21 protein-coding genes and 1 tRNA gene are annotated in these 25,435 nt (G+C 53.7%); 4 read left to right on the top strand and 18 right to left on the bottom strand.

The window, feature by feature from the left end; genetic code table 11:
* Together CHU32_RS26185 and CHU32_RS26190 are read left to right on the top strand one after the other, a co-directional pair.
* Nucleotides 1-77: transfer RNA gene (locus tag CHU32_RS26185), tRNA-Asp, on the top strand.
* 273 nt (nucleotides 78-350) lie between these two features.
* Nucleotides 351-590 (top strand): integrase arm-type DNA-binding domain-containing protein, encoded by a 240-nt coding sequence (locus CHU32_RS26190; protein ID WP_103678751.1) that lies wholly within the window; start codon nucleotides 351-353, stop codon nucleotides 588-590.
* A gap of 119 nt (nucleotides 591-709) precedes the next feature.
* Here CHU32_RS26190 and CHU32_RS28360 read toward each other — a convergent pair whose 3' ends face one another.
* Both CHU32_RS28360 and CHU32_RS28125 read right to left on the bottom strand, forming a co-directional pair.
* The gene (locus CHU32_RS28360) at nucleotides 710-886 is read right to left on the bottom strand and encodes a hypothetical protein (protein ID WP_176691719.1); all 177 of its coding nucleotides are present in this window, start codon (nucleotides 884-886) and stop codon (nucleotides 710-712) included.
* Nucleotides 887-1,025: 139 nt separating this feature from the next.
* The gene (locus tag CHU32_RS28125; RefSeq protein ID WP_133159298.1) at nucleotides 1,026-1,415 is read right to left on the bottom strand and encodes a hypothetical protein; all 390 of its coding nucleotides are present in this window, start codon (nucleotides 1,413-1,415) and stop codon (nucleotides 1,026-1,028) included.
* Between the two features lie 1,008 nt (nucleotides 1,416-2,423).
* Here CHU32_RS28125 and CHU32_RS26205 point away from each other — a divergent pair.
* Entirely contained in the window at nucleotides 2,424-3,248 is an 825-nt protein-coding gene (locus CHU32_RS26205; RefSeq protein ID WP_103678748.1) for a lipoprotein YafT, read from the top strand.
* A gap of 136 nt (nucleotides 3,249-3,384) precedes the next feature.
* Here CHU32_RS26205 and CHU32_RS29035 read toward each other — a convergent pair whose 3' ends face one another.
* The 16 genes from CHU32_RS29035 to tssB all read right to left on the bottom strand — a co-directional run bounded on the left by CHU32_RS29035 (nucleotide 3,385) and on the right by tssB (nucleotide 23,872).
* Complete coding sequence (locus tag CHU32_RS29035; RefSeq protein WP_103678747.1) at nucleotides 3,385-4,029, bottom strand: AcrVA2 family anti-CRISPR protein; 645 nt, start codon at nucleotides 4,027-4,029, stop codon at nucleotides 3,385-3,387.
* Between the two features lie 148 nt (nucleotides 4,030-4,177).
* Complete coding sequence (locus CHU32_RS26215) at nucleotides 4,178-4,657, bottom strand: Hcp family type VI secretion system effector (protein WP_103678746.1); 480 nt, start codon at nucleotides 4,655-4,657, stop codon at nucleotides 4,178-4,180.
* Nucleotides 4,658-4,659: 2 nt separating this feature from the next.
* A complete protein-coding gene (locus CHU32_RS26220) occupies nucleotides 4,660-6,045 on the bottom strand; it encodes a VasL domain-containing protein (protein WP_103678745.1) in 1,386 nt (461 codons plus the stop codon).
* 44 nt (nucleotides 6,046-6,089) lie between these two features.
* The gene (gene tssM / locus CHU32_RS26225; protein WP_103678744.1) at nucleotides 6,090-9,620 is read right to left on the bottom strand and encodes a type VI secretion system membrane subunit TssM; all 3,531 of its coding nucleotides are present in this window, start codon (nucleotides 9,618-9,620) and stop codon (nucleotides 6,090-6,092) included.
* A 15-nt stretch (nucleotides 9,621-9,635) separates the two neighbouring features.
* Nucleotides 9,636-11,048 carry a type VI secretion system protein TssA gene (gene tssA / locus CHU32_RS26230; RefSeq protein WP_103678743.1) on the bottom strand — a complete coding sequence of 471 codons (1,413 nt, stop codon included), beginning with the start codon at nucleotides 11,046-11,048 and terminating at the stop codon, nucleotides 9,636-9,638.
* Between the two features lie 4 nt (nucleotides 11,049-11,052).
* Nucleotides 11,053-11,799: a type VI secretion system-associated protein VasI gene (gene vasI, locus CHU32_RS26235; RefSeq protein ID WP_103678742.1), complete on the bottom strand. Its 747-nt coding sequence runs from the start codon at nucleotides 11,797-11,799 to the stop codon at nucleotides 11,053-11,055.
* Nucleotides 11,796-14,621, bottom strand: a complete 2,826-nt coding sequence (gene tssH, locus CHU32_RS26240) for a type VI secretion system ATPase TssH (protein WP_103750948.1) — start codon at nucleotides 14,619-14,621, stop codon at nucleotides 11,796-11,798. The genes vasI and tssH overlap by 4 nt, the downstream gene beginning before the upstream one ends.
* Before the next feature lie 12 nt (nucleotides 14,622-14,633).
* Nucleotides 14,634-15,395 (bottom strand): type IVB secretion system protein IcmH/DotU, encoded by a 762-nt coding sequence (gene icmH / locus CHU32_RS26245; protein ID WP_103678740.1) that lies wholly within the window; start codon nucleotides 15,393-15,395, stop codon nucleotides 14,634-14,636.
* A gap of 3 nt (nucleotides 15,396-15,398) precedes the next feature.
* Entirely contained in the window at nucleotides 15,399-16,742 is a 1,344-nt protein-coding gene (gene tssK / locus CHU32_RS26250; protein ID WP_103678739.1) for a type VI secretion system baseplate subunit TssK, read from the bottom strand.
* 2 nt (nucleotides 16,743-16,744) lie between these two features.
* A complete protein-coding gene (gene tssJ / locus CHU32_RS26255; RefSeq protein ID WP_103678752.1) occupies nucleotides 16,745-17,248 on the bottom strand; it encodes a type VI secretion system lipoprotein TssJ in 504 nt (167 codons plus the stop codon).
* 26 nt (nucleotides 17,249-17,274) lie between these two features.
* Nucleotides 17,275-18,555 (bottom strand): type VI secretion system-associated FHA domain protein TagH, encoded by a 1,281-nt coding sequence (gene tagH / locus CHU32_RS26260; protein WP_103678738.1) that lies wholly within the window; start codon nucleotides 18,553-18,555, stop codon nucleotides 17,275-17,277.
* 16 nt (nucleotides 18,556-18,571) lie between these two features.
* Nucleotides 18,572-19,627, bottom strand: a complete 1,056-nt coding sequence (gene tssG, locus CHU32_RS26265; protein WP_103678737.1) for a type VI secretion system baseplate subunit TssG — start codon at nucleotides 19,625-19,627, stop codon at nucleotides 18,572-18,574.
* Entirely contained in the window at nucleotides 19,591-21,432 is a 1,842-nt protein-coding gene (gene tssF / locus CHU32_RS26270; protein ID WP_103678736.1) for a type VI secretion system baseplate subunit TssF, read from the bottom strand. The genes tssG and tssF overlap by 37 nt, the downstream gene beginning before the upstream one ends.
* A 5-nt stretch (nucleotides 21,433-21,437) precedes the next feature.
* Nucleotides 21,438-21,863, bottom strand: a complete 426-nt coding sequence (gene tssE, locus CHU32_RS26275; protein WP_103678735.1) for a type VI secretion system baseplate subunit TssE — start codon at nucleotides 21,861-21,863, stop codon at nucleotides 21,438-21,440.
* 4 nt (nucleotides 21,864-21,867) lie between these two features.
* Nucleotides 21,868-23,352 (bottom strand): type VI secretion system contractile sheath large subunit, encoded by a 1,485-nt coding sequence (tssC, locus tag CHU32_RS26280; protein WP_103678734.1) that lies wholly within the window; start codon nucleotides 23,350-23,352, stop codon nucleotides 21,868-21,870.
* A gap of 22 nt (nucleotides 23,353-23,374) precedes the next feature.
* Complete coding sequence (tssB, locus tag CHU32_RS26285; protein ID WP_103678733.1) at nucleotides 23,375-23,872, bottom strand: type VI secretion system contractile sheath small subunit; 498 nt, start codon at nucleotides 23,870-23,872, stop codon at nucleotides 23,375-23,377.
* 681 nt (nucleotides 23,873-24,553) lie between these two features.
* Here tssB and CHU32_RS26290 point away from each other — a divergent pair.
* Nucleotides 24,554-25,072: an Hcp family type VI secretion system effector gene (locus CHU32_RS26290; protein ID WP_103678732.1), complete on the top strand. Its 519-nt coding sequence runs from the start codon at nucleotides 24,554-24,556 to the stop codon at nucleotides 25,070-25,072.
* The last annotated feature ends 363 nt before the right edge of the window (nucleotides 25,073-25,435 follow it).

Raw genomic sequence — 25,435 nt, forward strand, 5'->3', positions numbered from 1 at the left:
GGAGCGGTAGTTCAGTCGGTTAGAATACCTGCCTGTCACGCAGGGGGTCGCGGGTTCGAGTCCCGTCCGTTCCGCCAACTCATTATCTGAGGGTGTTTTTATACATCCTTATGAGTCAAGAAACCGCAGGTCATTCAGTGACTTGCGGTTTTTTTTGTCTGTATGCATCCTGGTATGTACCGGGGAAGCGAAAGATAATGAGTGCATAAATGAGTAGATCACCTGAAAGGGACAATTTTGATACACTCATTTTTATTTTTCTGCGGATAAACATTTTCAATTTCAGGAAGATGCAGCCATAGAACCTTTGTGAAAACCGGTCTCCGGACCAGCCTTTATAAGGAGTGATTATGGCGATTGTTACCAACCCTCTCACTGCAACTCAGATTCAGAAAGCAAAGCCTGGCGATAAGGCGTATTACCTGTTTGATGGTCAGGGATTGTGTCTCCAGATTAAACCTAACGGCAATAAATACTGGCATTGTCGGTATAAGCGCCCTGTAACCGGAAGCACCACAACAATCAGCCTGGGAGCGTATCCGCAGGGGTACAGATATGTAGTGTTGTATGCTGCGAGTATCGGCGGATAATACAGGGTTGATAGTTTCTGGTTCTGCCGGAATATCTTTAACGGATATTTTTGGCTGGTTATCGCGGTTTTCTGATGCAGCCTTTTCTGAGGCTGGAAATAACGAAAATGCCAGATTGGTCAGCTTTGATTCTGTAGTTGATAATGAGGGGAGCCGGGCAGTTTGTGTATTGTTAACCGGACCACATTTTCAATGCCGTTTGCCGCAGGGATCATCTTTCCTGCAAACAGGGCAGGATGATCTTCCTGGGGGGCCATAGCCGCGATGGTGTTAATCGCAGCAGCGTTAGCGTGCATCCCGGCGTCCAGCCACTGGCGGCAGTAATAACCGATGAGATGCCATACTGTTCTCCAGTGGTCTGTGAAATCTGGGGATCATTCGAGCATGACATCGGTTTATTTAAAAGCAGGCATACCCAATTTAAGCACGGCAGCATCAAAAGTTTTGATTTTCCGCTTTCGATGCTTGTTGTGGCGATCCTCGTTTGAATGCTGTTTTCAGGGTTTCAGCGCAAATATCGTCCGTGATACCACAACCTGTCGCCCATTGTTCGAAGATCGACGCCAGTTTATAAGGATGATCAACCAGTGGACCGATTGCATCATTATGTTTGCAGGCAAGCCATAACAGACGGGAAACCGGAGTGGACATCCGTGATGCGCTTTTTTGTGTGAATGGCTGTGGGAAAAACCGCTGAATAAATTGTTCAAGAGTATCCCGTTTGATGACGAAACAGGCATGATCAGGGACATGGTAAACAGGAAAATGACCAGTTGCGTTTTCTGTCTCTGATTTTATTAATTTTCCATGAATGCGTGATGCCATGTTTATTGGTAAATGTTGTAGTTGCCGGGAAATATGTTGAGAGAATGACGTGGATTCAAATACCTGATACAGATTTCATTATCCTGAACCAGCATACCATAATGTATATCATACTGACCTGTAACTGGGGCCGGAAGGTTGAGTTCTCTTGCCAGTAATTTTTGCACTGCGGCATATTCGGAACCTGGTAGAGGTGCATCCAGAATAAATAGGGGAGGTGATACGTCATCACCCTCAGTTTTTATAATGCAGTTATCATTGCTGATAATACACTCACTACTCAGGTAACAAAGTTTTGTGATAACATTTTTAGAGTCTATTTTTTTGTCTGGATTTTTTTATTTTCTGCTGTAGAGACTCGTCTCCGTAGAGCGGGAGACTGAAAATAAACAGATAAAGTAATATGCCCATAAACAGAAAAGCGACATATATCACTAAACCGCACATCAGTTCCGGAGCGTTGTTTGATAATATCAACTGCTTCATTTATTGTAACCCAAATCGGCATTGATGAACTTCGGGTATCACGAAGGATGGAATACATATAGCAGCTATCCATTTCCATTAATCAGAGGAATTAACTAAAAATTGCAGGAATAACTAATTTTTTATATATCCACTCGTTCTGAGTACGGATATTGTAAATGTTACATTTGAATCTGCCGCTATATAGACAATATGTGGAGATATTTTTAATATTATATTTGACATATATCTTAATGTTAAGCAGATTGTACTGGTACTGATAGTTGATTGAGTAACAGGATTGATTGATCATAATAATCGTTCCTGCCATAAATAATAAGTAATTTATGTGGTTTTTTTTAAGATTATTTTAAGCCATATTCGCTTGATCTTTATGTTTCATGTGAATTTTTCTGAGAGGATCTGATTATTCAGAAAATGAATTCATTTTAATTACATATATAAAATATAAATGGTTTATTTTTTCTATATCTGGACGAATGGAGGTATAATAAATGACAAATTTTGAACGGAGCTTCTTATATGAATAACAAATTATTGCTGCTGTTGTTTTTGAGTTCTATTTTACTGACTGGATGTTCTAAATCGTCTTCCATTGATGCCCGAAAAACAGGTGCGGCGTCTCACAGGGCAGAAACTTCTTCATCCTTACAGTTAACCGACCAGGATGTTTTTGGTAATGAACTGACGCTGGAAATTTCCGAAGGAGATATTCAAAACGCGGTTGAAGAGGCTAAGGGCGATTTTGAAATTTCACTCAACTCATCGGTGATCCTGGTTCAGTCTGGCGAGCGTGCGCCGGATGTTGTCATGCAGAAAGAAATGCAAAAATATTATAAGGTTTCTACATTCTCTGGTATTCCCGTTGTTCCGAAAAAACAACCGGTACGGCCTGCCACAATAGTGAAAGATGCAGAGTCTGTTACAGACACAATAGAAAATTTAGCCAACAACGGAAGCGGCGTTATCAATGCCAACTATATGCAGGCGCTGCGGTATATTGGTGCGAAAGGGCGGCAAAAAGCCGTGATTGTTTACTGGGGAGAACTGGAGTCAGGTAAATACAATTCAACCACAAAGGATATGGTCTGGAAAAAATATTCAGGCGGGAATCTGTCCGGGCTGTCGTTGCGCTATCTGATCCGGTTTGCGCTGGTGGATGTTGCCACCGGTGAATGGGCTACGTACTCGCCAGTAAATACGGAGTCTGCCACCGAGCTATCTATCGGGAAAAAAGAAGGATCGGCGGATATGACAATGACAGAACAGCAGATCCTTAACCTGAAACAAAAAAGTTATCAGATAGCCGTTGATGATCTGGTGAGTCGGTACGGCAATAAAATCTGACGGATGTACCGGAGAAACGGTTGCAGTTGCCGTTCAGGAATATTTTCCACCGATGATTTGCGGCGGTAGCCAGCGGTATGAAAATTTTCGTGCATCCGGCCCGTTTTCTCCCCCACTGTCCAGTAATGAACGCCGTTTACCGGAAACAACCGGAACCCTTTTTTTTCACGGGTTTTGGACGTTCGGGGTATGTGCCGGGTCGATGCTCGCTGTCGATTTCCGGCTCATCTGAGCAGATATACAGCATAATGGAAAGGAGCTTACTGAAATTTCCGATTTCGCCATTTATAAATGTCATGAAAGGTTCTGATTTTTTCAGTTGCCCGACAGATTCGGCATCAATGTGACAGGCAGCCGCGTTATGCTCGAACGTTTCATTAAGGAGCGTGCTGATGGAGCCGGGTTTTAAAGGCATATATTCCATCTTCACACCACTTTCCCTGTTTATCAGCAGGTAAAGCCGCCTCTTGTTGCTGTTACCGCTGGTGTTATCATTGATTGTTGCCCAGAATCCATGTAGTGCCTCTCCTTCCATGATCATTCCTGGGGTTCTGATGTAGATACACCATTCCGGAAGGCGCAACAGGACGTCCACAGGCAGGGCGTCGGAGAGCGTGGTTTCCGTCAGGGCGTGTAGCAGCGCCGGGTGCAGGGTGTAAATGCCCTTGCTGTAGCGCCAGGTCCCCAGCACTGACAGTTTCAGTATTTCTTCCTGCTCCTGGCTTGTGGGTGGGTACCGGCCTGGCTCGCGGTTTGTCAGTAGTGTTGTCCAGACAGGCATGGGCAAAGTCCGGTAATTCCCGTCCTTTCATCATCCTGGCTCGTTCCACTTTAGCTATAGCCCGTGGATGTTTTTTACAGAAAATATCTGCGATACAGCCCGGATCGGAAGCAACATTATTCATGGCACACTCTGGTGATCCTGTTGCTTAAAAAATTCGCTCATCCCACAGGCTGTAAGCGCTGGTCCCGGCGATGCAGTGCTCCCAGTTAATACTTTCATAGGCAAATGCCACGGATTCTTCCGGTTGTCCCCCACTGTCTGTAATCGTATGGGGAACCGCCAGGCTGATACTGGATATCCGGGCGTTAATCAATTTGAGCCTGTAATACAGTTCGTTGATACCAAAGCGGTTGGTCCGGTAAAATGCAAAATCACAGGTCAGGCACTCATTTTCCGAAATCGCTTTACCCAGCAGGGGTGAGGCTTTGTCCACAGGTTTACTGATGGTCAGCACCTGGTGATTAACGTTTTGCTTCCGGCTCAGACCGTGACTTAGCGATGTCACCTGGATCTCATCAAGATGCGCGATCTGAGCTTTATTACCGATGGACGGCATCGACGAACATCCGGCTGAAATCAGCCCCTGTAATTCTCCATTCAGTGTCAGATAGACGAGATTGGCCATTGTTATTCTCCTGAGACTTGATTTACGGAAACCGGCTGGGCGGTTTCGTTATTCACGGCCGTTCCCGGCGTGGTTCTGTTCAGTAGCAGCCAGCGGCTCAGTACGCCTTCCAGCCGTCCATTAATTTGCTTTTCCAGTTCTGCGGTATTTTTTCCCTGCGCACGCGCCTCCTGGTATTGTGTCAGCAGGTATTCGAGAGGTGTTTCCTGATTAAGCAACCGCTCGGCCTGCCAGGTGACCGTTTTGATGTAAGAGAGGGTGAAGCCCTGCTTCTCTGTTTCCCGTTTCATCATCAAATCAGCAAAGTCGCGTAAATTCTGCCGTGCCTGTTGCCAGCCTTTCATCTGCGGACTGGACTGCGCACGGGTTTTCAGCGTATCAGTCCACGACCGGCTGGCTTGCTGCTGTTGCAGACTTTCCGGCCAGCGGGCGGCGGCAGTTTCCGCCATCTGCTCGCCGGTTTGTAATGACTGGACGGGGGAAAGCGCGGACAGGGATTGCAGGCGTAGCGCATAATCCGGCAGCGAGGGAGAGGTAAGCCACAGGGTCGCGGCACCCTGTGCCGTATCGCGCACCTGTTTAACCTGCTGTTGCAGTGGATAAACCTGCCACCACCAGAGCAGGGCGCTGACCAGCCCTGAGCAGAACACGCCCGCCACAAAACTTTTTATCGCTGCTGGCCGTGTTTTCCTGATATTACCAACGGCATCCGCATGTACCGCTACACGCATTTCTGTTATTTCTGGTGGCGGCAGCGGCGGAAGCGGCAGGCTGTCCAGGCTTGCCGGTGACGTGTCCGGTGCATACACCAGTGTTCTGACCGTCGTTTGTTGTGCGGTCTCTGCCACACCTCCCTGCTGCTGTGCCTCCTGGCGTTTACGGCTGTTCTGCATAAACCACAGCAGGTTTTCCACGCGTGGCTGGCGTTTCAGTTCCACCTGCTGGAGCTTGTCGCAGATCACCTGTAATGCCCGTTCTGCCCGGTACATCAGCGGCAAATCGGCCGTGGAGAATGACAACTGCTGGCGCAGAATATTACCGTTCCGGGTGTTGAACCAGTCCAGCATTTCGGTGCGGGCCGGGCCGTTCTGGGGCCAGAAGGCGTCCCATTCACGGGAAATCATAGCGGCAAGTAACTCCACACCTTCACAGAATCCGGCAAGCCCCTGGAGGCGGGTCCGGGCGAGGGTGTAATAGGTCGCGGTATGTAGATCCACGCCGTTGGCCTTAAAGATTGCCAGCGCCAGCGACTCCACCAGTTTCCAGTTAAGCTCCGGCTGTGAGGGATGGCTGGCTTTGTTGATTTCTTCACGCAGGGCGCTGAACTCAGGCAAACCCCGGGGATCTTTACCGGTAATGATAATTTGCACGGATGCATCATTGCTCATAATTATATCCTTGAACGCCCGAAAACTTGTTTCCGGGCGTTGTCTCAGTAAAGCGTGTCGGGCAGGGCAAACTGACTGAACAATCCACCGCTGAATGGGTTATCTTCGGTATCCACATGTACCCGATAAACCATATAGCCGCCGTCAACGTTAAAGCGCACGTCAAAGGTATCATCCGTGACATTGGTCAACTGGCCCGCGCCGAACAGGCGGAATTGTGCCCACGGCCCGCTGAAAGCAAGGCTGCGCGGCGATTTAGTACCGCTACTGCTCACCAGCGTCAGCTTGCTTTCATTGCCTTCGCGCATATTGTTCGGCCACACCAGGTGGGCGGTATAGTTGCGCCCCTGGCTGTAGTCAACAAGCTGACCGTCCAGGTTCAGCACACTGCGGCGTTTGTTGGCCGACAGGGAGATCGTCTGTACCGCAAACTGTGTCCCGAGGCCGTTTTGCTGGCTGAAAAAGATATTGCGGATTTTCCGGGCGGTTTCCAGTTGCTGACGGATGTCTTCCCGGATCAGAACCTGACCATCCTCACCAAAGGTCAGATCGTTATCCAGGAACAGGCGCAGATTATCCTGGTAGAATTTATCCAGCGTACCGTCCGGTTTAAAGAAACGTTCAAACGCGTCCAGCGAGGCATCCTGCGGCGCTCGCGGGTTAAAAGGATATTTATCGGCAAGCTGTTCGTTAAACGGTTTCACCACGTTGTCGCGCCAGTCCACCTCCATATAGTGAACGGCTTCCACCATCACCACATGCCAGGCCTGGTCTGCCAGTTTGCCCACCCAGCGGTTAAGTGGGGCAGGCAGTGTTTTTGCCATCTGCCGGGTGGCAAAAATCGGATCGCTGCTGTTCTGATCCAGCCGCAGCTGTACCGCTTTCAGCGCGGATTTGCCGGGAACCGGCGCGTTCTGAATTGCCAGCAGGTAGCGGTGTAGTTCGGTCAGTTGTTGGTACACGGCCTGGAGTGTACTGGCCTTATCCTTCTGCTCTTCCAGTGCGCTGTTTTCCGGGGAAAATTCATGCCCCAGCCGGGACAGCAGGCGGTAATCCAGCTCCGCCATTGCCACTTCCCGCTCCTTATCATTCAGTTTTGCGGAGAGCGCCAGGGCGTGGGTGTTATCCCGTAGCGCCGTCAGTGCGCGCTGGAAAGGCTGATCGCCGCTGATAATCTGTTCCAGCGCATCAGTCAGCTCTGGCAGGGCTTCATAATCGCGGACGTTGAGATTGTCCATTCCGGCTCGCCAGGTGGCGATGTAATCACCGATATACTGTTCAGTAATATGGCGCTGGATCTCTTCCCGGTCAGCATTGCTGTATTTCACGCTTTGCGTCAGATTCAGTACCCATGAATCCAGGGCCGTCAGTTCCACCAGACTGTCGCGCTGACGGACAAAGTAGCTTTGCAGGCCGTAGCGGGTGAGAAACTGCGGGATCACTAACTTGTCGTCATCACCGGCGACAAAGACTTTATCGAAGGTGGGACCGACCTGATCGCGTAAATTCAGATCGGCGGGCAGTACGCCCAGCGCTCTGGTTCGCAGGGTCTGGTAGACGCGCTGGTAGATGGGTAGTTTGCTGAGTTCACGCTGCGCATTAACCACAGATTTGTCATACGGCACCCAGCGGCTGATGGCGTCGCTGTCGCTCTTTTGCCGCTGGGCGTGCCAGTCGGTATGTTCCAGCGCGTAATCCAGATGCGCCATCAGTTGCGCCTGAGTATCGCGCTGGCCGTGGAACTGATCGCTCCAGCGCCGGGCCATATATTGTTTCACCACCTCGTTATTCCGGCCGCTTTTGTCCTCCATCATGCGCATCACGCGCAGTACGGCGAGTTTTTCCTCGCTTTCCGGCGGCGCATTCTTCAGATCCCGCTCCAGACCATTAAATAAGGCGGGAAGATAACGCTGTTCCAGCAGTTGCAGATAGGTCTGTTCCACATAGGGGCCGACCCGGGTGCCCTGATACAACCCCATATCAGGCAGCAGGTTATGATCGCGATAGTCACCATAAGCGAGCGTGGCATCACGCACCGGATTAAGTAACGGCAGTTGCCGATCGCCATATTCATCAGTTCCCTGTGGCGGCGGCACGTCCATAAAGGCTTTGGCCTGCGCCAGTACGTTGATGCCGGACTGCCAGTTTTTGTTGTAATAATGATGCCAGCCGCCTGCCAGCAGGACGGTAACGACAGCGGAGCAGGCGGAAAACGCCATCAGCTTGCGTCGCGAGCTGCCCAGCCAGACACTGTTTTCATCCGCCAGATTAGGTTCAGCCAGCAGCGCCTCCGGGAACAGGCGGCGGGTAAAATAGGGGGCGGTTTCCACCAGTGGCCAGGTCGTCAGTGAACTGTTGTCCAGGCCATACTGCCGGGCGGCAGACTGCGTAAACATATCGTCCACCTGGCCGCGCTGTAGCGAGGAGGTGAGGTACACGCCGCGCAACATGACATCCATATTTTCACCGTCGAGCAGGGCGGTGAGCAGGGAGGCAACGATATCCCCTGTACCCTGCATCTGGCGGGAAAAGCTGAACAGGGCGCTGCGTCGGGCGGCGTTACTTTGCAACAGCATCTGATCCGCCAGCGCCAGGTTCATCTGCTGTCCCCATGCCAGCCAGAACGCATTCAGTTCATTGCGCCAGTCGTCATTTTCATGCGCGTGGCGGGTGAAGGTGACGCCGAGAATGCTGTCCCGGTCCTTTCTGTCCAGCGCGTGGAACAGGGCGGCAAAGCCAGTCAGCAGATCCAGCCGGGTCAGCACAACGTAAACAGGCAGGCGGCAATGCAGGCACTGGCGGATCTCCTGCAATTGCTGGCGCAGGCTCTGGAGCAGGGATTCGCGGCGGGATTTATCCGCCGTCAGCAGATCGGGAAGATCCAGCGTCAGGATCAGGCCATTAAGCGGCTGGCGTGTCCGGGTGCGTATCAGCCAGCCCAGCCAGTGCTCACGCAGGCGACGGTGAAGCAGGTCATCATCAGCGGGCGCGGTCAGCACACCGTCAATATCAAAAATAACGGCCTGGTTCCCTACACGCGGTGTAATCAGCGGGCGGTACTCCACGCCCCTGATACTCTCCGGCGTGTAAATCACATCGGACGGAAAACCTTCACGCAGCAGGGCGCTTTTACCGCTGCCGACAGGGCCAACAACCATATACCACGGCAGTTGCCACAGATAGCGCCGGTTATCCAGATGGCGGCGCAGGCGTAACAGCCAGTGGTCCAGATACTGCTGCTGATTGTGGATTTCCACTGTCAGCTGATCTTTTTCCTCTTCACGTTGCTGTTTCTGCTGCTTTTCCAGCCGTTGCAGGCGTTTCACCACCCGTGACGTCAGCCAGATCAGAGCAATAAGCCCCCAGACGGCGGTTGCCAGCCAGCGGTTCGTCAGCGGGGCCAGCCAGTGTTTTCCATAAAGCGTCCACACCGGGCCTTTCCACCAGATCCAGACCAGCAGAACAATCCATGCCAGCGCCAGCAGCCAGACGGCAGAAACTTTAAACCTGGGCATCGTCGGTCTGAGAACGGATCTCAGACTGCTGAACAGCCGTGGGGTGGGTAATCCGAACACAAAAGCTCCTTATTTTTATTGTTCTGCCGTGAATTTGTTTTCCAGCTGTTCCAGCAGGGACGGCTCCCAGTCGGCCAGCATCATCTGTAGCCCCAGCCTGAACAACATCCGGTACTGCTGTTGTGCCAGTTTTTCCATGCCGGCCTCCTCAATTAACTGCGCGCCGAAATACTGGCGGTGAAACTGATCGCGGGGAGAGCCATCGGGCAGGGTTTCCAGATAGTGGAGTGCTGCCTCCAGTCCCTGCTCCGTAAAATACTGGCGGGCAGTCTGCAAATCTTCACTGGTCTGCACAGAGGGGGCTACCTGAGTCCCCTGAGAAGCGGACAGCCACTGTCTTGTGGCATCCGAAAGAAACGGTGTGCGGTCGTTAAACAGCAGAGTGGCAAGTTGGGGCAACCGGGCGAGAAAGTGAGTGACTTCATCACGAATGGCGTCTGCCACATCGCTGTAGCCCAGGCGTTGTGCGGTCTGTGCTGACAGGTAATGACCATCCAGCCAGTACGGTGCCAGCAGCAGGCTTTTTTCCACCTGCTGCCACAGTTCCATATCCGCGTTATTCAGCCGGGCCAGATAGTCTGCGGCCATATCGGCAGAAACCGCCGCCAGCGGCGTCCGTCCGTCGCTTTCCGCCTGCGGCGTGCCGGTAATGGACTGCCACAGCGCATGGCGGCGCAGACGGTATCCCTGCGGCGAGTCCGGCTGGCGTTCGCACAGGATCGCGGCCACTTTCAGCAGCGTATCGCGCCAGGCTTTATCATCATAACTGTCCACATTCACCACTGGCGCGGGGGCTGGCGGTGGCTGTTCGGGAGGAACTGCCGCCGCAGGCGTTGCTGGTGTTGTGGTTGTGACGGGTCTGGCTGAAACCGGCGCAGCGGCAGGATCGTAATCGCTGAAGGTGCGCTGATACAGGGCAAAGATATCATCCGTTGCCTGCGCCAGTTCCGCCGCATTATGCTGCTGCCAGAGCTGTGCCAGCCTGGCCAATTCACCCAGCAGCAAATTGCGCTGGTCTGTACTTGCGTGACTGGCGAAACTCTCCGCGCCGGGTTCAAAACGCTTTATCACCTGGGCTGCAAAACGTTTTTTATGTGCCATATTCTGTGGTGCGGCGACGGGCCAGTAATGTTCGACGTACTGTGCCAGCATCCTGGTCGCCAGCAGCATATCACCGACATGTTGCAGGGTGCGCAGCAGATGAGCCAGCAGGCGAAAATCTTTGCTCTCTGACGCCAGAAGCTGTAGCCCCCGGCGCTGGAGTTCAGGGATATCAAGCTGGCTGTGCTCCAGCGAGCCAAGTTTGACGATTTCGCTGTCGATATACTCCCATTCCGGGTTGTCATCACTTAGTGCGCTGGCAAGTTTATCTTCCGGCAGATTTTCCAGCAGGTTCGCCATCCAGATATCAGGGTTACGTAAATCCATCTTGTTATTCTCCCGCCCAGTGACAGGCATCGCGCAGTGGGGCGATGGTTTTTGCCAGCCCGTCAATATTGAACGTCAGTTTTCCGGCGGCGCTGTCTGTGCCAGTGTCAATCGACAACGTTTTGGTACCAAAAAGTTGTTTAATTTCATCAATACCGGATAAGCCACGGCTGGCTTCCAGCAGGTAGCCGTTCTCACGGATAAACCAGTGTGAACGGAACTGCCGGTTGTCTGCATTCAGCACCACACCAACATCGTTCTCTGTGCGGGGATGCGCCAGTGCCACCTGCATCCGGGTGATATTGTCCACGCAACTGAACATCAGCACCGGGCGCGGGGGTAAATTACCGATGGCCGGGGTGGTAATAATCACCGTCGGGCGCTCACCGGGGGTCTGGGTCATTATCAGCGCGGTGGAGTTATCCGCGCGCTGTTTCTCCTGTTCAAATGCCCGCGTCCACGCCTCGCCCTGATAGCGGGCTTTTACCAGCGCATCTGTAAACTCCTCCGGCTGAGCCGGTGCCAGAATGCGGTCGTAGCAGTCCAGCCGCTCCAGCGCCGCAGGCTCTTTCCGGCAGGCGCTCATGGCGTTCACCGTGGCCTGCGCATTGTCAGCCACCTGCGTCTGTGTCAGCGCAACGGTTTTTGCCGTCAGGGCCACACCGGGGACAAGCTGCTCCGGCGCTACGGCGGCCTGTGCGGCGCTGGCAGTCAGGCCAGCCAACAGTGCGAAGGCGTGCGCGTGGTTCATAGGTCAGCCGTGTCCTCTGTTTCCGGTTCTGGCACCGGCTCCGGTACGGAGATGTCATTACCGATACTGGTGGTGATTTCTTCCGTATTCTCTCCGGCGTCGCTGTTCCCGGTATCCTCTTCAACGACGGCGGTAAACTGCCCCTCCGTTGCGCCCAGGGTTATCCGCGTAATCACCGCGTTTGCCGCCATCTTCTGTAACAGCAGCAGGGATAGCGGCGGCAGCATCTCGCCGTCAATCACCGATTCCAGCATTCGCGCACCGTTCTCGGCGCGGGTGACGCGCTGCATGATCTCCTCGGTTACTTCCGCCGCGATGATCACCTCCGCCCCGAAGCGGGTGCGCAGGACGTTATCGAGACGGGCCAGCTTCCCGGCGATAATCACGGAAAGCGTTTCACGCGACAGCGGCAGGTACGGCACCACTTCCATACGCGCCAGCAGGGCCGGTTTGAAGAAGTCAGCCAGCACCGGGTACAGTTCTTCCTGCATGGTTTCCGGGTTATCGGCGTGTTCGACGATCACCTGATAACCAAGGTTGGAGGTCAGGAAGAATACGATGTTTTTACAGTCAATCACCCGCCCTTCGCCGTCAGCCATCTCGCCCTTGTCGAACGCCTGATAAAACAGGTTGAGCACGTCCGGGTGGGCTTTTTCCACTTCATCCAGCAAAACAACGGAGTACGGTTTCTGCCGGATGGCTTCGGTCAGCACGCCGCCCTCGCCGTAGCCGACATAGCCCGGAGGAGAGCCAATCAGGCGCGAGACGGTATGTTTTTCCTGGAACTCCGACATGTTGATGGTAGTGAGATACTGACGCCCGCCGTAGAGCAGCTCCGCCAGTTGCAGCACGGTTTCGGTTTTGCCCACACCGCTGGGACCAGCCAGCAGGAATGCCCCCAGCGGACGCCCCGGACGGCGCAGATCCGCGCGGGCGGTCAGCAGGTGTTTGTGCAGGTGCTTAATCGCCAGATCCTGGCCCTTGATGGTGTCGCCCAGCCACTGCGGCAGATCGGTGATCACCGACATCTCATTCTGCGACAGGCGGTTAAGCGGCACACCCGTCCATTCGGCAATCACGGCGGCAATCTGTTTTTTATCGACGTGCGGGGAAACCAGCAGTTGCGCGTTATGGAGGGCGTCGAGTTCGGCGGTCAGTTGCGCCAGGCGCTCCGCCGGGGAAACCGGCGGGTCTGCTTCGGGAAGGTTCTCTTCGACCTGTAGGATATCGTCATCGGCAGTATCCGCACCGGTTGCTGTGACGCTTCCGGTATCTGTGGACAGAGGATCGGCCTGAGTAATCGTTTCAGCCTCTTCCAGCAACCCCTTACGCAACGCAATAATTTCCTGTACCAGCGCCTGCTGCTGGTGCCAGGCGGCGTTCAGTTCATCGAGTTCCGTCAGCGTTTCATCATACTGCACAATGACGTCTGTCAGCCGCGAGGTATCCGTGCGCAGGCCGATACGAATTTCACGCTCAAGCTGGCGCATCTCCGCTTCACACTGGTGGCTCAGGGTGGTCAGCGCCGAGATTTGCTTCGGTGGCGAGGAGAGGTTAATCGCCACGCGGGCGCAGGCGGTATCCAGCACGTCGATGGCCTTGTCCGGCAACTGACGCCCCGACAGGTAACGCTCGCTTAAGGTGGCTGCGGCCTGTAAGGCTTCGTCGTCAATCAGCACGCCGTGGGACTGTTCATACACTGCCGACAGGCCGCGCAGGATAATGGTGGCCTCGGCGGCATTCGGTTCGCTGACTTTCACTAACTGGAAGCGGCGCGACAGGGCGGCATCTTTTTCGAAATACTTTTTGTACTCGCTCCAGGTGGTGGCGGCGATGGTTTTCAGCTCGCCGCGCGCCAGCGCGGGTTTGAGCAGGTTGGAGATATCCAGCCCGCCCTGCGCATTACCCGCGCCAATCAGGGTGTGCGCCTCATCAATAAACAGGATGACTGGCTTCGGTGACTGAATAACTTCTGCCATCAGTCCCTTAAAGCGTTTTTCAAACTCACCTTTGACCGAGGCTCCCGCCTGTAATGCGCCGAGATCCAGCGTCATGATATCGGTATCGCGCAGCTTGTCCGGCACCTGGCCTGCGACGATGCGCAGCGCCAGCCCTTCAATCAGCGCGCTTTTGCCGACGCCTGCCTCGCCGACTACAACAGGGTTGTTTTTACGGCGGCGGCAGAGAATGTCGATCATCAGATCGATTTCGTTATCGCGGCACAATACCGGGTCAAGTTTGCCGTTGCGGGCATCTTCGGTCATGTTTTTGGCGTAGCGGGCAAGCAGGCTGTCGCCGGTCTCTGCCACGCTGTTAACGATCTGCCCGTCAGCATCCAGCCTCACAGATTCGGCAGACTCTTTTGTCCACCCGGCAAAATCCTGCTGTAGCTGGTCGCGGTTGATATTTGTCAGCAGCCGGGCAGCGGCGGGCGGTACATAACGCAGCGGCGAGTGTAATAACGCAAGCAACAGCGTAGCGCCACGCAGCTCGGTCTGCTGCATTTCAGCGGAGGCCAGCAGCCAGGACTCCTTCAGCCACTCGACCAGCATCGGCGAAAACGATGGGTAGCTGTCCGCTGAGCGGCTGGTGGCGTAGTTTTCCACGGTCAGCGCCTGGCGCAGGTCATCCACGCCAATCTCCGCACGTTCCGCAATCACCCTGAAATCGCTGCGCGGGATTGCCAGCATCTGGATCAGCACATGTGAAACGGTGATTTCAGCCGCCTGCTGGCTCATGCATTCTGACGCCGCCATCTCCAGCGCCTGTTTTGAGAAAGGATTCAGTCGTTTTACCAGCGTGGCTAAATCAATCTGGATCATAAATCAGCGTCCTTACCTGGCGAGCAGCCGGTTTAACTGGTGGAGAATGTCCTGCGTCTGGCTGTCCAGGCGCAGGAGATAAAAGAGATAAAACAGCACCACAATCACAAGGCTACCGGACAGCACATGTTTAACCGTCAGCCGTTTGATAAGCTGGTAACGTCCTCCCTGCATTTTTTTATCCTGGTGCAGCAGCGGGAAAGGGGCGTCGCCGCGTAGCTTGTGCAGGACATGATGCAGGCGGCGGTAGATCTGATCGAACTCATCCAGGTTCTGAATGGCGACTTTATAGCGGCCCCGAAAACCGAGTGAGAAGCACAGATACAGAAACTCCAGCAGATCCTGATAACGCACCGGCTCACGGATCAGGCGCTCAAGCAGAATAAAGACCTTCTCGCCGCCCCAGGCTTCATTGTGGAAATGCACCAGCAGCGACTGTTTGATCCACTCGTTTTTGTTCGACCAGCCGTTACCCAGCGCGGCTTCGTCAATAAATGTGCAGAGGATATAGCGAAACGACACGATGACGCCCGGCTCGTAGCCCTGCTCCTGGAGCAACTGCTCCACCGCCTGAACGTCGGTAACAACCTGAGCAAACAGATGCTCCGGCATTGCCTGGCTGTTCATGGTGGACAGCCGCATTACCATACCCAGCAGCGGCGTGGCGGCGTCGATCATCGGGTTCAGGCTGTTGCCGCGAAGTGCCAGACGGTACTGGCGTCCCGGTATTCCGCTCTCCGGCTCAGCCGGAAAAACAGACTCCTCCATATCCATGCGTTATCCCCTTATGGCCCAGAGCTGGAGATCCAGATCCGGGAAGGTACCGGAGATATGCAGGGCCAGCGCTCCCGCTTTCACCACGTCCTGCCAGGCTGGCGTATTTTTCTCCAGTTCGAAATAGACATAGCCTTCGTGATAGGGCAACTGGCGCGGGGCGGCAGTCAGCGTGCGCAGCGGGATACCCGGCACCTGGACGCTGACCACGCTGCGGATTTTGTCGGTAGCTGCGACTTTCGACTGCTGGACAAACTGGCGCTGTACCTGGTCGTAAGGGAGTCTTGCGCGGACAGCCAGTACCAGTTTGCTGGACTGTAACAGCGTGGGATCGTTGATGGTGGCGATATAAACGCCTTCCGACAAAAAGAACGGCAGATTTTGCGCGCGCGGCAACAGCACGGTGCTGAGCGCCCGGCGTAACTCCGGGATCACCGTTTTAAAGGTGAGCGTCAGGTCGCGGTGGTTATAGACGTCCACCGCGCAGGGCAGGCGATTATCTTCGGTGAAGGTCATCAGTTCGCCGAGTAGTCCGATCAGATCGCGATAGAATGCCTCCGGGTGCAGCGTGTGCAGTTGCGAGCGATGGGTAAACTGCATCTGGTGGCGGTTAAGTAATTGCAGCATCATAAACTCGGCCACGTCCGCAATCCCGCTCTGTTCCGGCGATCCGATTCGTCCGGCCAGATCAGCAGCGCGGGTGGTAACCAGCCCCTGCACTTCGCCGGAAAAGGCAATGAGCACTTCACTGACGCGTATCGCCTGAACGGTGGGAATAAAGGTATTATCCAGCGTCAGTGAACCATTGGGGTTTTTGCTGCGGATGCGGCACAGAGGGAGCGTGACCATCGCGCTAAGATCGTCCGCGCCGCTGACGATGCGAGGGACTAACTGCCCCAGCCCGAGCGGCTGTTCATTACCCTCATCCGTATGTAAATCACGGATGCTGGCGTATGTAAGACGATAACGCTCTGTTCCCTGCCCGGCGCTGTGCAGTCCCTCAATTTCATTGATGACGTCGCTGATCACCGGCAGTGCCAGATAGATATCATGGCTTTCTTTTGAGGACAGGATACCTGGCTGAAACGGCACCGGCAGCAGATCCTGATCGGGAATGCTGAACACCGTGCCATCCGGCATACACCCTGCTGCCCGGTCTATCATGACCTTACCCTGGGCAAGCAGTTCTGTGTTGATGGACAGTGACGTGAAGCCCCAGAAAAAATCTCCCTGCGCATCCAGACGACGGTTCAGCAGATATTCCATATTACGTTGCTGCTGCTGAAAATGCTGCGGCAGGGCAAACAGCCCTTCCTGCCAGATAACTTTGTTCTTCATGGTCGCCATCGTCATTCTTCCTCTTTTTTCATTTCGATCGTGTTGGCGCGGATATGTACCAGCAGACGGTAGTGATGCCCGGTGCTCTCCACCGATTCGATTTGTTTCCATTCCGTTGTCTGGTCATCTGAAAAGTAGGCAATCACGCCGATAAAGCCGGTTTTTTCATCCAGTTTCACCGGAGGAAGCGTTTTCATGGTGTCCGGCAACAAATTAAAATCCTGGTGATCGACATAGTTTTTTCCCAGTGCATCCGGCAGTGGCGTGGTGGCGATCTGGTCATAGTCAGCCGCCTGGAATTTCGAGTCGTCACTCAGGTAAACCAGTTGGATGTCCACCGGCGCAGCTTCGCCATCGACGGTGAGGTTAGTATCCGGCTCGGTCAGCAGGGTGATGCTGACCTCCGATGCCTGTGACTTCAGATCGCCCACCTGAATATTCGGGTTCGAAATCACCTGACTAATTTTTTTTGCCGTCTCACAGCCGCTCAGGGTGGCGGTAAAAAATATAACCATCACCCATGCGCGGAAAAAACGCCTGATCATGCTTCCGGCTCCCGCTGTTTTTCGCGCAGTTCCCGGTCATAAGCCTGGGCGTAGACCTCGTTGAACAGCATTTCAAATCCCTGCTGGCGGCTGGAGGCCAGTTCATCGTAGTAATCGCAGTACATCTGCCAGGCACCGGCATCATCCAGCGGCTTGCGCAGTTCATGGCTGCGGCGGTACTGCACAAAGCGGCGCATAAGACTCTGTGGTGAAAACGCGTCCAGCAGCACGCGCAGCGATTCGACGATGGCGGCGCGGTTGGCTTCGTCATGCTGGCGAATATTGCGCAGGCTTTCGGCAATGGCGGCAGGTGCTGCAAGGTGAACCGGACTTTTTCCTTCGGCGAACATGACGTTAAGCGCCGTAGCGTAATCCATATCCAGACGCAGCGGGTTGTCCTCCAGCGGTCGCAGATGCTTGTCGGACAGGCTGTTCTTCTGCTGTTGCAGATTCAGCAGCCCCTTGATTGCCGCCTGTAACGCCCGTCCGGCTTCTTCCAGAAACGCGTCCGCGTCCTGGGTGCTGTGCAGCGTCAGCGGACAGTCCATTCCGCGAAGTAACGGCGTGACGGCCAGGTGATACTGGGCCATCGCGGCAAATTCATCGTCATTATTTTCCGGCAGATGTCCGGGCGGCAGATCCATAAAGGGGGTATTGATCCCGTTTGTCCCGGCCAGATCGGAAAAGGGAGCCGATGGCCGGGGAGGGCGCATGGCGATGGGATCGTCCGCCACCATCAGGCTTTCTGTGCGCAGCGCCAGCAGGGGATCGCTGGAAAAACCGTGTGCCACGGTCGGGGCTATCTGGTGCTGAAACGGCATCCCCGGATATTCAGGCTGTCCTTCGGTCGTCAGCAGGGTTTCCGCCAGACTGTCACGGTTCATCACGATGGTTTCCGGCGTCGCCATTCGCTCATCATAGGTGACAGCCGCGCCTTCATGCAGAAACGCTTTCAGCGCCAGCGCCCCGAGCTGGATCTCATCCCCCTGGCGCAGCCGCACCAGGGCGTCGGATGCCATGGGAGCCAGATTGATCATCAGTCCCGGTATCTGGCTTTTCAGGCAGAATGCGCCGTCGTGCCTGATAACAGAGCAGGCATGTCCGGCGATGGTTCCCGCCCTGTCCTGTACCGGCCAGCGGCAGTCAGAGGCATGGCCAATATCACCGCCGTTTTCATTAAAAAGACATTTTGCGGCACGCCCGCTTTCCAGTTCATTACCGTTCATGACCTGAAGGGTCAGTGATGCCTGGCGGGACGGCTGTTTTTCTTCTGCCATAAATTGCTCCACAGAATTACTCCCTGATACAAATAGTGATGGCGGGCGGCACTTTTGGCTGGCCGATAAAGCTGGTGCGCCCGATACAGGAACTGCCAGGATCGCCCAGGCGCATTCCCCTGGCCTGCTGTGGGGCCAGGCATAACCGTAAATCCCAGGCAAACTGATCGCGCAGAATAAAGGAAAGGAACATGGTCAGCGGCAGATGGTTTTCGCCGTCAGGTAAAAAGGACAGGTAACGCTTAAGCGACAGGCCGCCGAGCTGGAGCAGGAATTTACCGCTACGATCCGGCACCTGCGAACCAAGTGTGAAATTAACGCCGAGAAGGGAACGGCCAGGAATATGCCCGGCCGTTTTCCCTTTCGGATTGCGCACGCCAATCCGGGTCTGCCGGTTCGGGTCTATCTTTACTTTACGCAATTGCCAGCGTTCAATGGTGACGTCTGGTAAGTCGAAGCAGTGAGACACCAGGTTACAGATGACTTCCGGCGCGCGGCCCGGCGTTGCCAGGATACCGGCGTAAGCCAGCATTTTGCTGTGGTTGATGGCGAGTTTATCGCGCACGCTCGGGCTACCCAGCCCGACCAGGGCATACATTCGCCGGGAAAATGAATCCGTGCCGCCGTTACGAAAGCAGATGTAGTAGCGGTATTTACGCCAGGCATGGTAGGCAAACTGCGTCCAGCGGTGGCTGAACAGATCGAGAAATTCTTTCAGGCCATCCTCATGCTGTGCAGACTCCTGCGCCATCTGATCCAGATAATAGCCCGGCAGCGGTGACTGACTGCCGGAAAAACCGAGGAATTTAGTCTCCAGCACAAACTGACCGCTGTCACGGCGGGAAAGCTGGCTTAAGTCGCTGCCCGGAAACGCAATGCGGGCATCTGAGCTGAAACGCACGATCTCCTGTGCGGGATCAGTACGCAGGGAAATCTCCTGATCCGCAGAGCCGTAACGGCGGTACAGCGCCTCCATCAGCACATAAAAATTGCAGTCACGCACGTCCGCCGGAAACGGCGGCTTCGCCGCCGTCGTTATATCAGGGCGTGCTGGCCCATTTTCTCCTGCCATTCCCAGGACTCCTGGCTTTCCGTGTTAATAATTTTCAGACAGTGATACGAGTTGATGCTGGCGTAGAGCGCGAAGAAGTGCGACAGCACGGTGCCCAGCAGGTAAATCTCACCTTCGCAGACAAAGGGATCGGGACGTATCCACAGCGTGGTGGCTAGTCCGCGCACCGGTACGCCTTTAAACAGCCGATCTACCGGGCGGGTTTCCAGTTTCTCTATGGCATCCAGCTTCTGGCACGACAACCTGGCCCGCTGCGGGTGGTGTGCGCCCGGCAAATCAAAAGTACGCAGGATCTGAATTAATGTTTCCCTGTCCAGCAGGGAGAGATAATTCAGGTTCATGGCGGAAATCAGCGACCAGTGCATGTCGCCGTCCGTCACCGGGTACAGCGGCTGTGTCGGACGGGTGACGTTGTGAAAGGATGCCACTGCCGGGTTTTTGTTGATGGCCACGCAGATATCACCAGTATGCAGTTGGGTTGGTAGCATCCGGTTCGTGCAGATTAGCGTGGTGGTGATCACGTCATCGTTAAAGCGCGAGCTGTCCGGCATACTGCCGTCGGCGTGAATAAAGGCGATGGTGTGATCGAGTCCGCGATGGAACAGAGAGGTTTTTGTCCGGTGATGCCAGTAAACGACTTCCCGCTGCTGGCTGTATTCCATCTGGTGCTGGAAACTTTCAAATTCAGGCCAGGTACGCACCTGGCTACCCGGATAAGATACCCCGGATGACGCTTTTATCTTACTGGTGACGGCACTGACCTGGAAAATATCATAGGCATCCGGGTGCTTATGACTGGCGCGTAGCGGATATTCAGCCGTGCGACCATCGGGTCTGACGGGTTCCGCATAATGAGTGAACAGATTAATGGCGGGCGTACAGTGCAGGCGCAGGGAATCCCGGCGCAGTTTAATATCTACCGGTAAAGGTCGGTTAAAATGCAGCCTCAGCGTAAAGGCGCTGACCGGAAAATCCTCCGGCAACGGGGTGACATTTCGCAGATGGAAAAAGAAGAATGCTTCGGGATAACAGAAATATTCCTGCAAAACGCGGTAGCCACCGTGAACGTTCTTAGGCCACGGCAACAGGGCATCCTGATTCTCAAACCCGGCAGCCTCCAGCCACAGATCCGGCATCGGCACCCGCCGATCCCCGGCAATCAGCTCCGCATCCATCAGGCATTCACAGAACCACAGATAAAGCTGGAAACGGGTATAGTCATCTTCGTTACCCAGCCAGAGAGTGACTTTATTCAGATCCAGCATACTGGCAGACACATTATTATCTGCAACAAAGCTGATATCGATGATACCCTCTTTCTGGCTGCTGGTGTTGCGGGTATCCTGGATACGCAGTGGTTGCAGCCAGATGTCGCGGGCCAGGGTGAAATGACAGGCAGGAGACTGTACCAGCTCCTCTGTGCCATCTGTCAGTGGTTTCTGCTCTGATGAGGTTGCCCGGCTGGTTTTCGAACTAATCAGTTCATTGCGGCAGACCTGAACCGGGGTTTTTAACTGCGCAGTTTCTGGTTCATAGGCAATGACCGTCATTGCCGGAACCGGGCGCAGATAGTTAGCCCATAACATGCGGATCAGGCCGTGAGTGAACTCGGGAAATTCATCTTCAAGTTTCTGGCGCAGGCTACCGGACAGAAAAGCAAACGCTTCCAGCAGGCGTTCCACATCCGGATCGCCCTCTTTCTCGGCTAAAAAATGTGCCAGATGTGGTTTTTCCTGTGCCAGTAATTTTCCAAGCTGACGCAGATAATCCAGTTCTTCGCGGTAGTAACGTTCTTCAAAAGGCATGATGGCTACTCCACACGATAGTGCTGATGGCTGTTCAGCAGGATGTCAAACTCAAGCACGTCCCTGGCCTCACTGAAATCAACAATTGCCACAATGTGAAAACGCAACTCCAGCGGGGCATTTTCATCCGGTGCAATAACAACGATGTTCACATCTGAAATCCGTGGTTCATAGCGCAGAATGCAGCGCTTTATTGTCCAGGCTGTCGTGTCCCTGAGATTTACAGATACAGATGCGATATTATCCAGATCGCTGATCCCCAGCTCCGGTGAACCATAACAACTGCCGGAGCGGGTATTCAGGATCTGTTGCAGATTACGTCTGATCGATCTCAGCAGCGCCCCTTTGGGGTTTTGATAAGAAGGCGGGGTTGCCGCCTCCCGGATACGCTCAAACAGACTACCTGTCGGTCCTGAATCCCGCCGCCGCATATGGTTATTCCTTGTCCAGACGTCCGACCAGGCTCAAATCAAAACTGGCACCCATATACTTGAAATGCGGTCTTACGCTGATGGCGACCTGATACCAGCCCGGTTCGCCTTCCACATCCAATACCTCGATTTTTGCCTGACGTAGTGGCCTGTGACTGCGGACTTCTGCGGGCGGATTTTCCTGGTCGGCCACATACTGACGTATCCAGGTATTCAGTTCGCGCTCCAGATCGCTGCGTTCTTTCCAGGAGCCAAGCTGTTCACGCTGAAGGACTTTGATATAGTGGGCCAACCTGCTGATAACAAATAAATAGGGCAACTGAGTGCCGAGTTTGTAGTTGGTTTCGGCGGCCTTGCCTTCCGGTGTTTTAGGGAATACCTTCGGTTTCTGCACCGAATTGGCCGAAAAGAAGCAGGCGTTGTCAGATCCCTTTCTCATGGTCAGGGTGATGAAACCTTCCTCCGCCAGTTCATACTCGCGACGGTCAGTGATTAACACTTCGGTCGGGATCTTGGCCTGCATCTGCCCCATCGCTTCATACATATGGACCGGTAAGTCTTTAACCGCCCCACCACTGGTCGGACCAATGATATTCGGACACCAGCGGTATTTCGCGAACGATTCTGCCAGGTTAGCGGCTAATAAAAATACCGTATTGCCCCATAAATAGTCATTGTGGTTCTGGCTAACATTCTCATTGTAACGGAATGATTTGACGAGGTTTTCATCAACGGAGTAAGGGTGGCGCAACAGGAATCTGGGGGCCGTCAGTCCTAAATAGCGGGAATCTTCGGACTCACGCAGGACGCGCCAGCGGGAGTATGCCGGGCCTTCGAAAATGGCGGCAGGTTCCTTGATCCCCGGCAGTTCTGTCCATGACTCCAGACCAAAAAACTCGGAGGAAACCGATGACAGAAACGGGCTGTGCGCCATAGCGCTCACCTGGCTGACATATTTCAGCAGCTTCATATCCGCTGTGGTGTTTTTAAAAGCAAAATTGCCAATCACCGCCGCCACGGGTTCTCCGCCAAACTGGCCGTAACCGCTTGAATAAACATGCTTGTAATAGGCTGACTGTGTGATTTCCGGCGCGAATTCGAAATTGTCCAGCAGTTCTTCCTGTGTGGCGTTCAGGAAATGAATTTTAATGTTTTCACGGATATCGGTACGATCGGCCAGCAGCTTCAGCGAGCGCAGCAACGACTCCAGCTCCTGAAACTCCGGGGCATGAATAATGGCGTCCATTTGTCTGCCGGTGCGTTCATCAATATCGCTTATCATGGCATCGACGGCCAGGATATTGATGGGTTCCTCGTTGCTGTCGTTCCGTAACATGGCGGCAATGAAGGCGCTCACGCCCTGACGAGTGATATCGTAACTTTCGGAGGCGGGCTTAACACGGGTCTGCGCCATGATCTCATCAAGCAGGGACGGGGTTGCGGCAGTCGGCGATACACTGGCGGGAACAATATCTTCCTGTAATGACATACTGAAAATCCTTCTGCAAAAGTTATTTCTGACTGGCGATGCCGAGTTCCTGGATCAACTGCTCGCGGGTCTCTTCGTTTTCCAGCAACGCCTGGATTTGCTGGCGAAACGCGGGAAGGTTACCCATCGGGGACTTGAGCGCGACCAGTGCTTCACGCAGCTCCAGTAGCCGCTTTATTTCCGGTACCTGGCGGGCGATGCTGTCCGGAGACAGGTCGCTCATCGATTTTATTTTCAGGCTGATGTCCAGACGTTCATCGGGCGCATCGCTGAGTTCAGCCGGAACCAGAAATTTTCTCTCAATACCGGCTTCTGCAATCACCGAGTCAATGTTGTACCGGTTAACGGAAACGGCGGTGCGTTCATCCAGCGGCGTGTCGTCTGGTGTTCCCTTCAGGTTGCCGACGACGAGAAGATTAAGCGGCAATTCAATCTCGGTTGCCACTCCGTCAATTTTGGGGGTGTATTTTATTGAAATTCGCTCTTTTGGCGCGACGCTGCCATCGTTCTTGCTGCTCATATGAATAATCCATTCGAATGAATGTCCATGCCATTAAAGCGGCATGTTTTGTGTTAAAGAAAACACAATGCATGCCACACAAATGGCGGCTAAAAATGCAGTAAGTCTCAACTGTTGATCCGCATTTTACGCCTAAAAATTTAAATTAGAAGCGCTTTTTTTGATCAGAAAAGAGGGGTATCCTTTGGAAATGAAATTCATAACAGGTTTGATGAACTGTCTGGAAGACAGTGTGATGTTTATCCTTTGTTTTTACGAATCATTGCTAACATGTTGATTTTTAAGTGTTTTTAAATTCAACCAATTATTCATCAGGCATGTATAGTTTTGCTATTTCATTTGTGGTTTTTATGAATGAAGAGAATGTGAATTATGAATTAAGAATAATTAAAACGAACGGCGATTTATCAGGGGAAGGAATCAGATGAAAGTGCTGAATAATATTATTCAGGATGATTCTTTTGCTTGCTGAAAATAGTCATAAATAATGACTGTGAATGGTTTTTGTTCCGACATTTTCTGCATGCACGGCGGAACAGCCAGACGCGGGGATATTCACGATTATTTATCCGGAAATATTCATTATCTGGATGAATAAATGAATGACGTGTTTTTCTGCCTGCCAGGATTAGACGGCAGGTGATCGTAAGTTGTAATCAATAATCTACAAGGAGTTTACAAATGCCTACACCGTGTTACATCTCAATAACGGGTCAGACTCAGGGCAATATCACTGCGGGTGCGTTCACCGCAGATTCTGTCGGCAACATCTACGTGCAGGGTCACGAAGATGAAATGCTGGTGCAGGAGTTCCTGCACAACGTCACCGTGCCAACCGATCCGCAGTCTGGTCAGCCGAGCGGTCAGCGTGCGCACAAACCCTTCATCTTCACCGTGGCGCTGAACAAAGCGGTGCCGTTGCTGTACAACGCGTTAGCTTCAGGCGAAATGCTGCCGAAGGTGGAAATGCACTGGTGGCGTACCTCTGTTGAAGGTAAACAGGAGCACTACTTCACTACCCGTCTGACCGATGCGACCATTGTGGATATGAATCTGCATATGCCGCACTGCCAGGACCCGTCGCAGCGCGAGTTCACGCAACTGCTTGCCGTAAAACTGGCCTATCGCAAAGTTGAGTGGGAACACATCAAGTCCGGCACTTCCGGTGCTGACGACTGGCGTGCGCCGCTCGAAGCATAAGTCTGAACTAACAGTATCCTGCCTTCGGGCAGGATACTGTCTTTTTATGTATAAAAATTGTGTGTCAGTAAGGAGTTACGCTTTTTCAGGGAGATGGCGGATGCCGGAAACCCGGGCGGTAGCGTGTCTGGTGGACGCGTAACTCCATACTGATATTCTTTGTCGCACAGCTGTAACGGCTGGCATATAGATGGATCGGGAGGTAAACATGTCACTAAAAGGACTGCGTTTCACGCTGGCGGTGGACGGCATCATGGAGATGGCGACGGCAGTGGTGAGCTTCCGACTGACGGAGCGTTATTCCGCGCCGTTTTCGCTGGAGGTGAGCATCGCCAGCGGGCTGTTCGACCTGGCGGCGGAGGA

The organism is Superficieibacter electus (assembly GCF_002915575.1).
Taxonomy (GTDB): Bacteria; Pseudomonadota; Gammaproteobacteria; order Enterobacterales; family Enterobacteriaceae; genus Superficieibacter; species Superficieibacter electus.

Coding starts and splice junctions, on each gene's coding strand:
- tssF (WP_103678736.1), bottom strand. CDS start 21,432: ATGCCTTTTGAAGAACGTTACTACCGCGAAGAACTGGATTATCTGCGT.
- CHU32_RS26290 (WP_103678732.1), top strand. CDS start 24,554: ATGCCTACACCGTGTTACATCTCAATAACGGGTCAGACTCAGGGCAAT.
- CHU32_RS26215 (WP_103678746.1), bottom strand. CDS start 4,657: ATGGCCAATCTCGTCTATCTGACACTGAATGGAGAATTACAGGGGCTG.
- tssC (WP_103678734.1), bottom strand. CDS start 23,352: ATGTCATTACAGGAAGATATTGTTCCCGCCAGTGTATCGCCGACTGCC.
- CHU32_RS29035 (WP_103678747.1), bottom strand. CDS start 4,029: ATGCCTGTCTGGACAACACTACTGACAAACCGCGAGCCAGGCCGGTAC.
- CHU32_RS26205 (WP_103678748.1), top strand. CDS start 2,424: ATGAATAACAAATTATTGCTGCTGTTGTTTTTGAGTTCTATTTTACTG.
- CHU32_RS28360 (WP_176691719.1), bottom strand. CDS start 886: ATGCACGCTAACGCTGCTGCGATTAACACCATCGCGGCTATGGCCCCC.
- tssE (WP_103678735.1), bottom strand. CDS start 21,863: ATGCGGCGGCGGGATTCAGGACCGACAGGTAGTCTGTTTGAGCGTATC.
- tssG (WP_103678737.1), bottom strand. CDS start 19,627: ATGGCAGGAGAAAATGGGCCAGCACGCCCTGATATAACGACGGCGGCG.
- CHU32_RS26220 (WP_103678745.1), bottom strand. CDS start 6,045: ATGAGCAATGATGCATCCGTGCAAATTATCATTACCGGTAAAGATCCC.
- tssJ (WP_103678752.1), bottom strand. CDS start 17,248: ATGGTTATATTTTTTACCGCCACCCTGAGCGGCTGTGAGACGGCAAAA.
- tssA (WP_103678743.1), bottom strand. CDS start 11,048: ATGGATTTACGTAACCCTGATATCTGGATGGCGAACCTGCTGGAAAAT.
- CHU32_RS28125 (WP_133159298.1), bottom strand. CDS start 1,415: ATGGCATCACGCATTCATGGAAAATTAATAAAATCAGAGACAGAAAAC.
- tagH (WP_103678738.1), bottom strand. CDS start 18,555: ATGGCAGAAGAAAAACAGCCGTCCCGCCAGGCATCACTGACCCTTCAG.
- tssH (WP_103750948.1), bottom strand. CDS start 14,621: ATGATCCAGATTGATTTAGCCACGCTGGTAAAACGACTGAATCCTTTC.
- tssK (WP_103678739.1), bottom strand. CDS start 16,742: ATGGCGACCATGAAGAACAAAGTTATCTGGCAGGAAGGGCTGTTTGCC.
- tssB (WP_103678733.1), bottom strand. CDS start 23,872: ATGAGCAGCAAGAACGATGGCAGCGTCGCGCCAAAAGAGCGAATTTCA.
- icmH (WP_103678740.1), bottom strand. CDS start 15,395: ATGGATATGGAGGAGTCTGTTTTTCCGGCTGAGCCGGAGAGCGGAATA.
- vasI (WP_103678742.1), bottom strand. CDS start 11,799: ATGAACCACGCGCACGCCTTCGCACTGTTGGCTGGCCTGACTGCCAGC.
- CHU32_RS26190 (WP_103678751.1), top strand. CDS start 351: ATGGCGATTGTTACCAACCCTCTCACTGCAACTCAGATTCAGAAAGCA.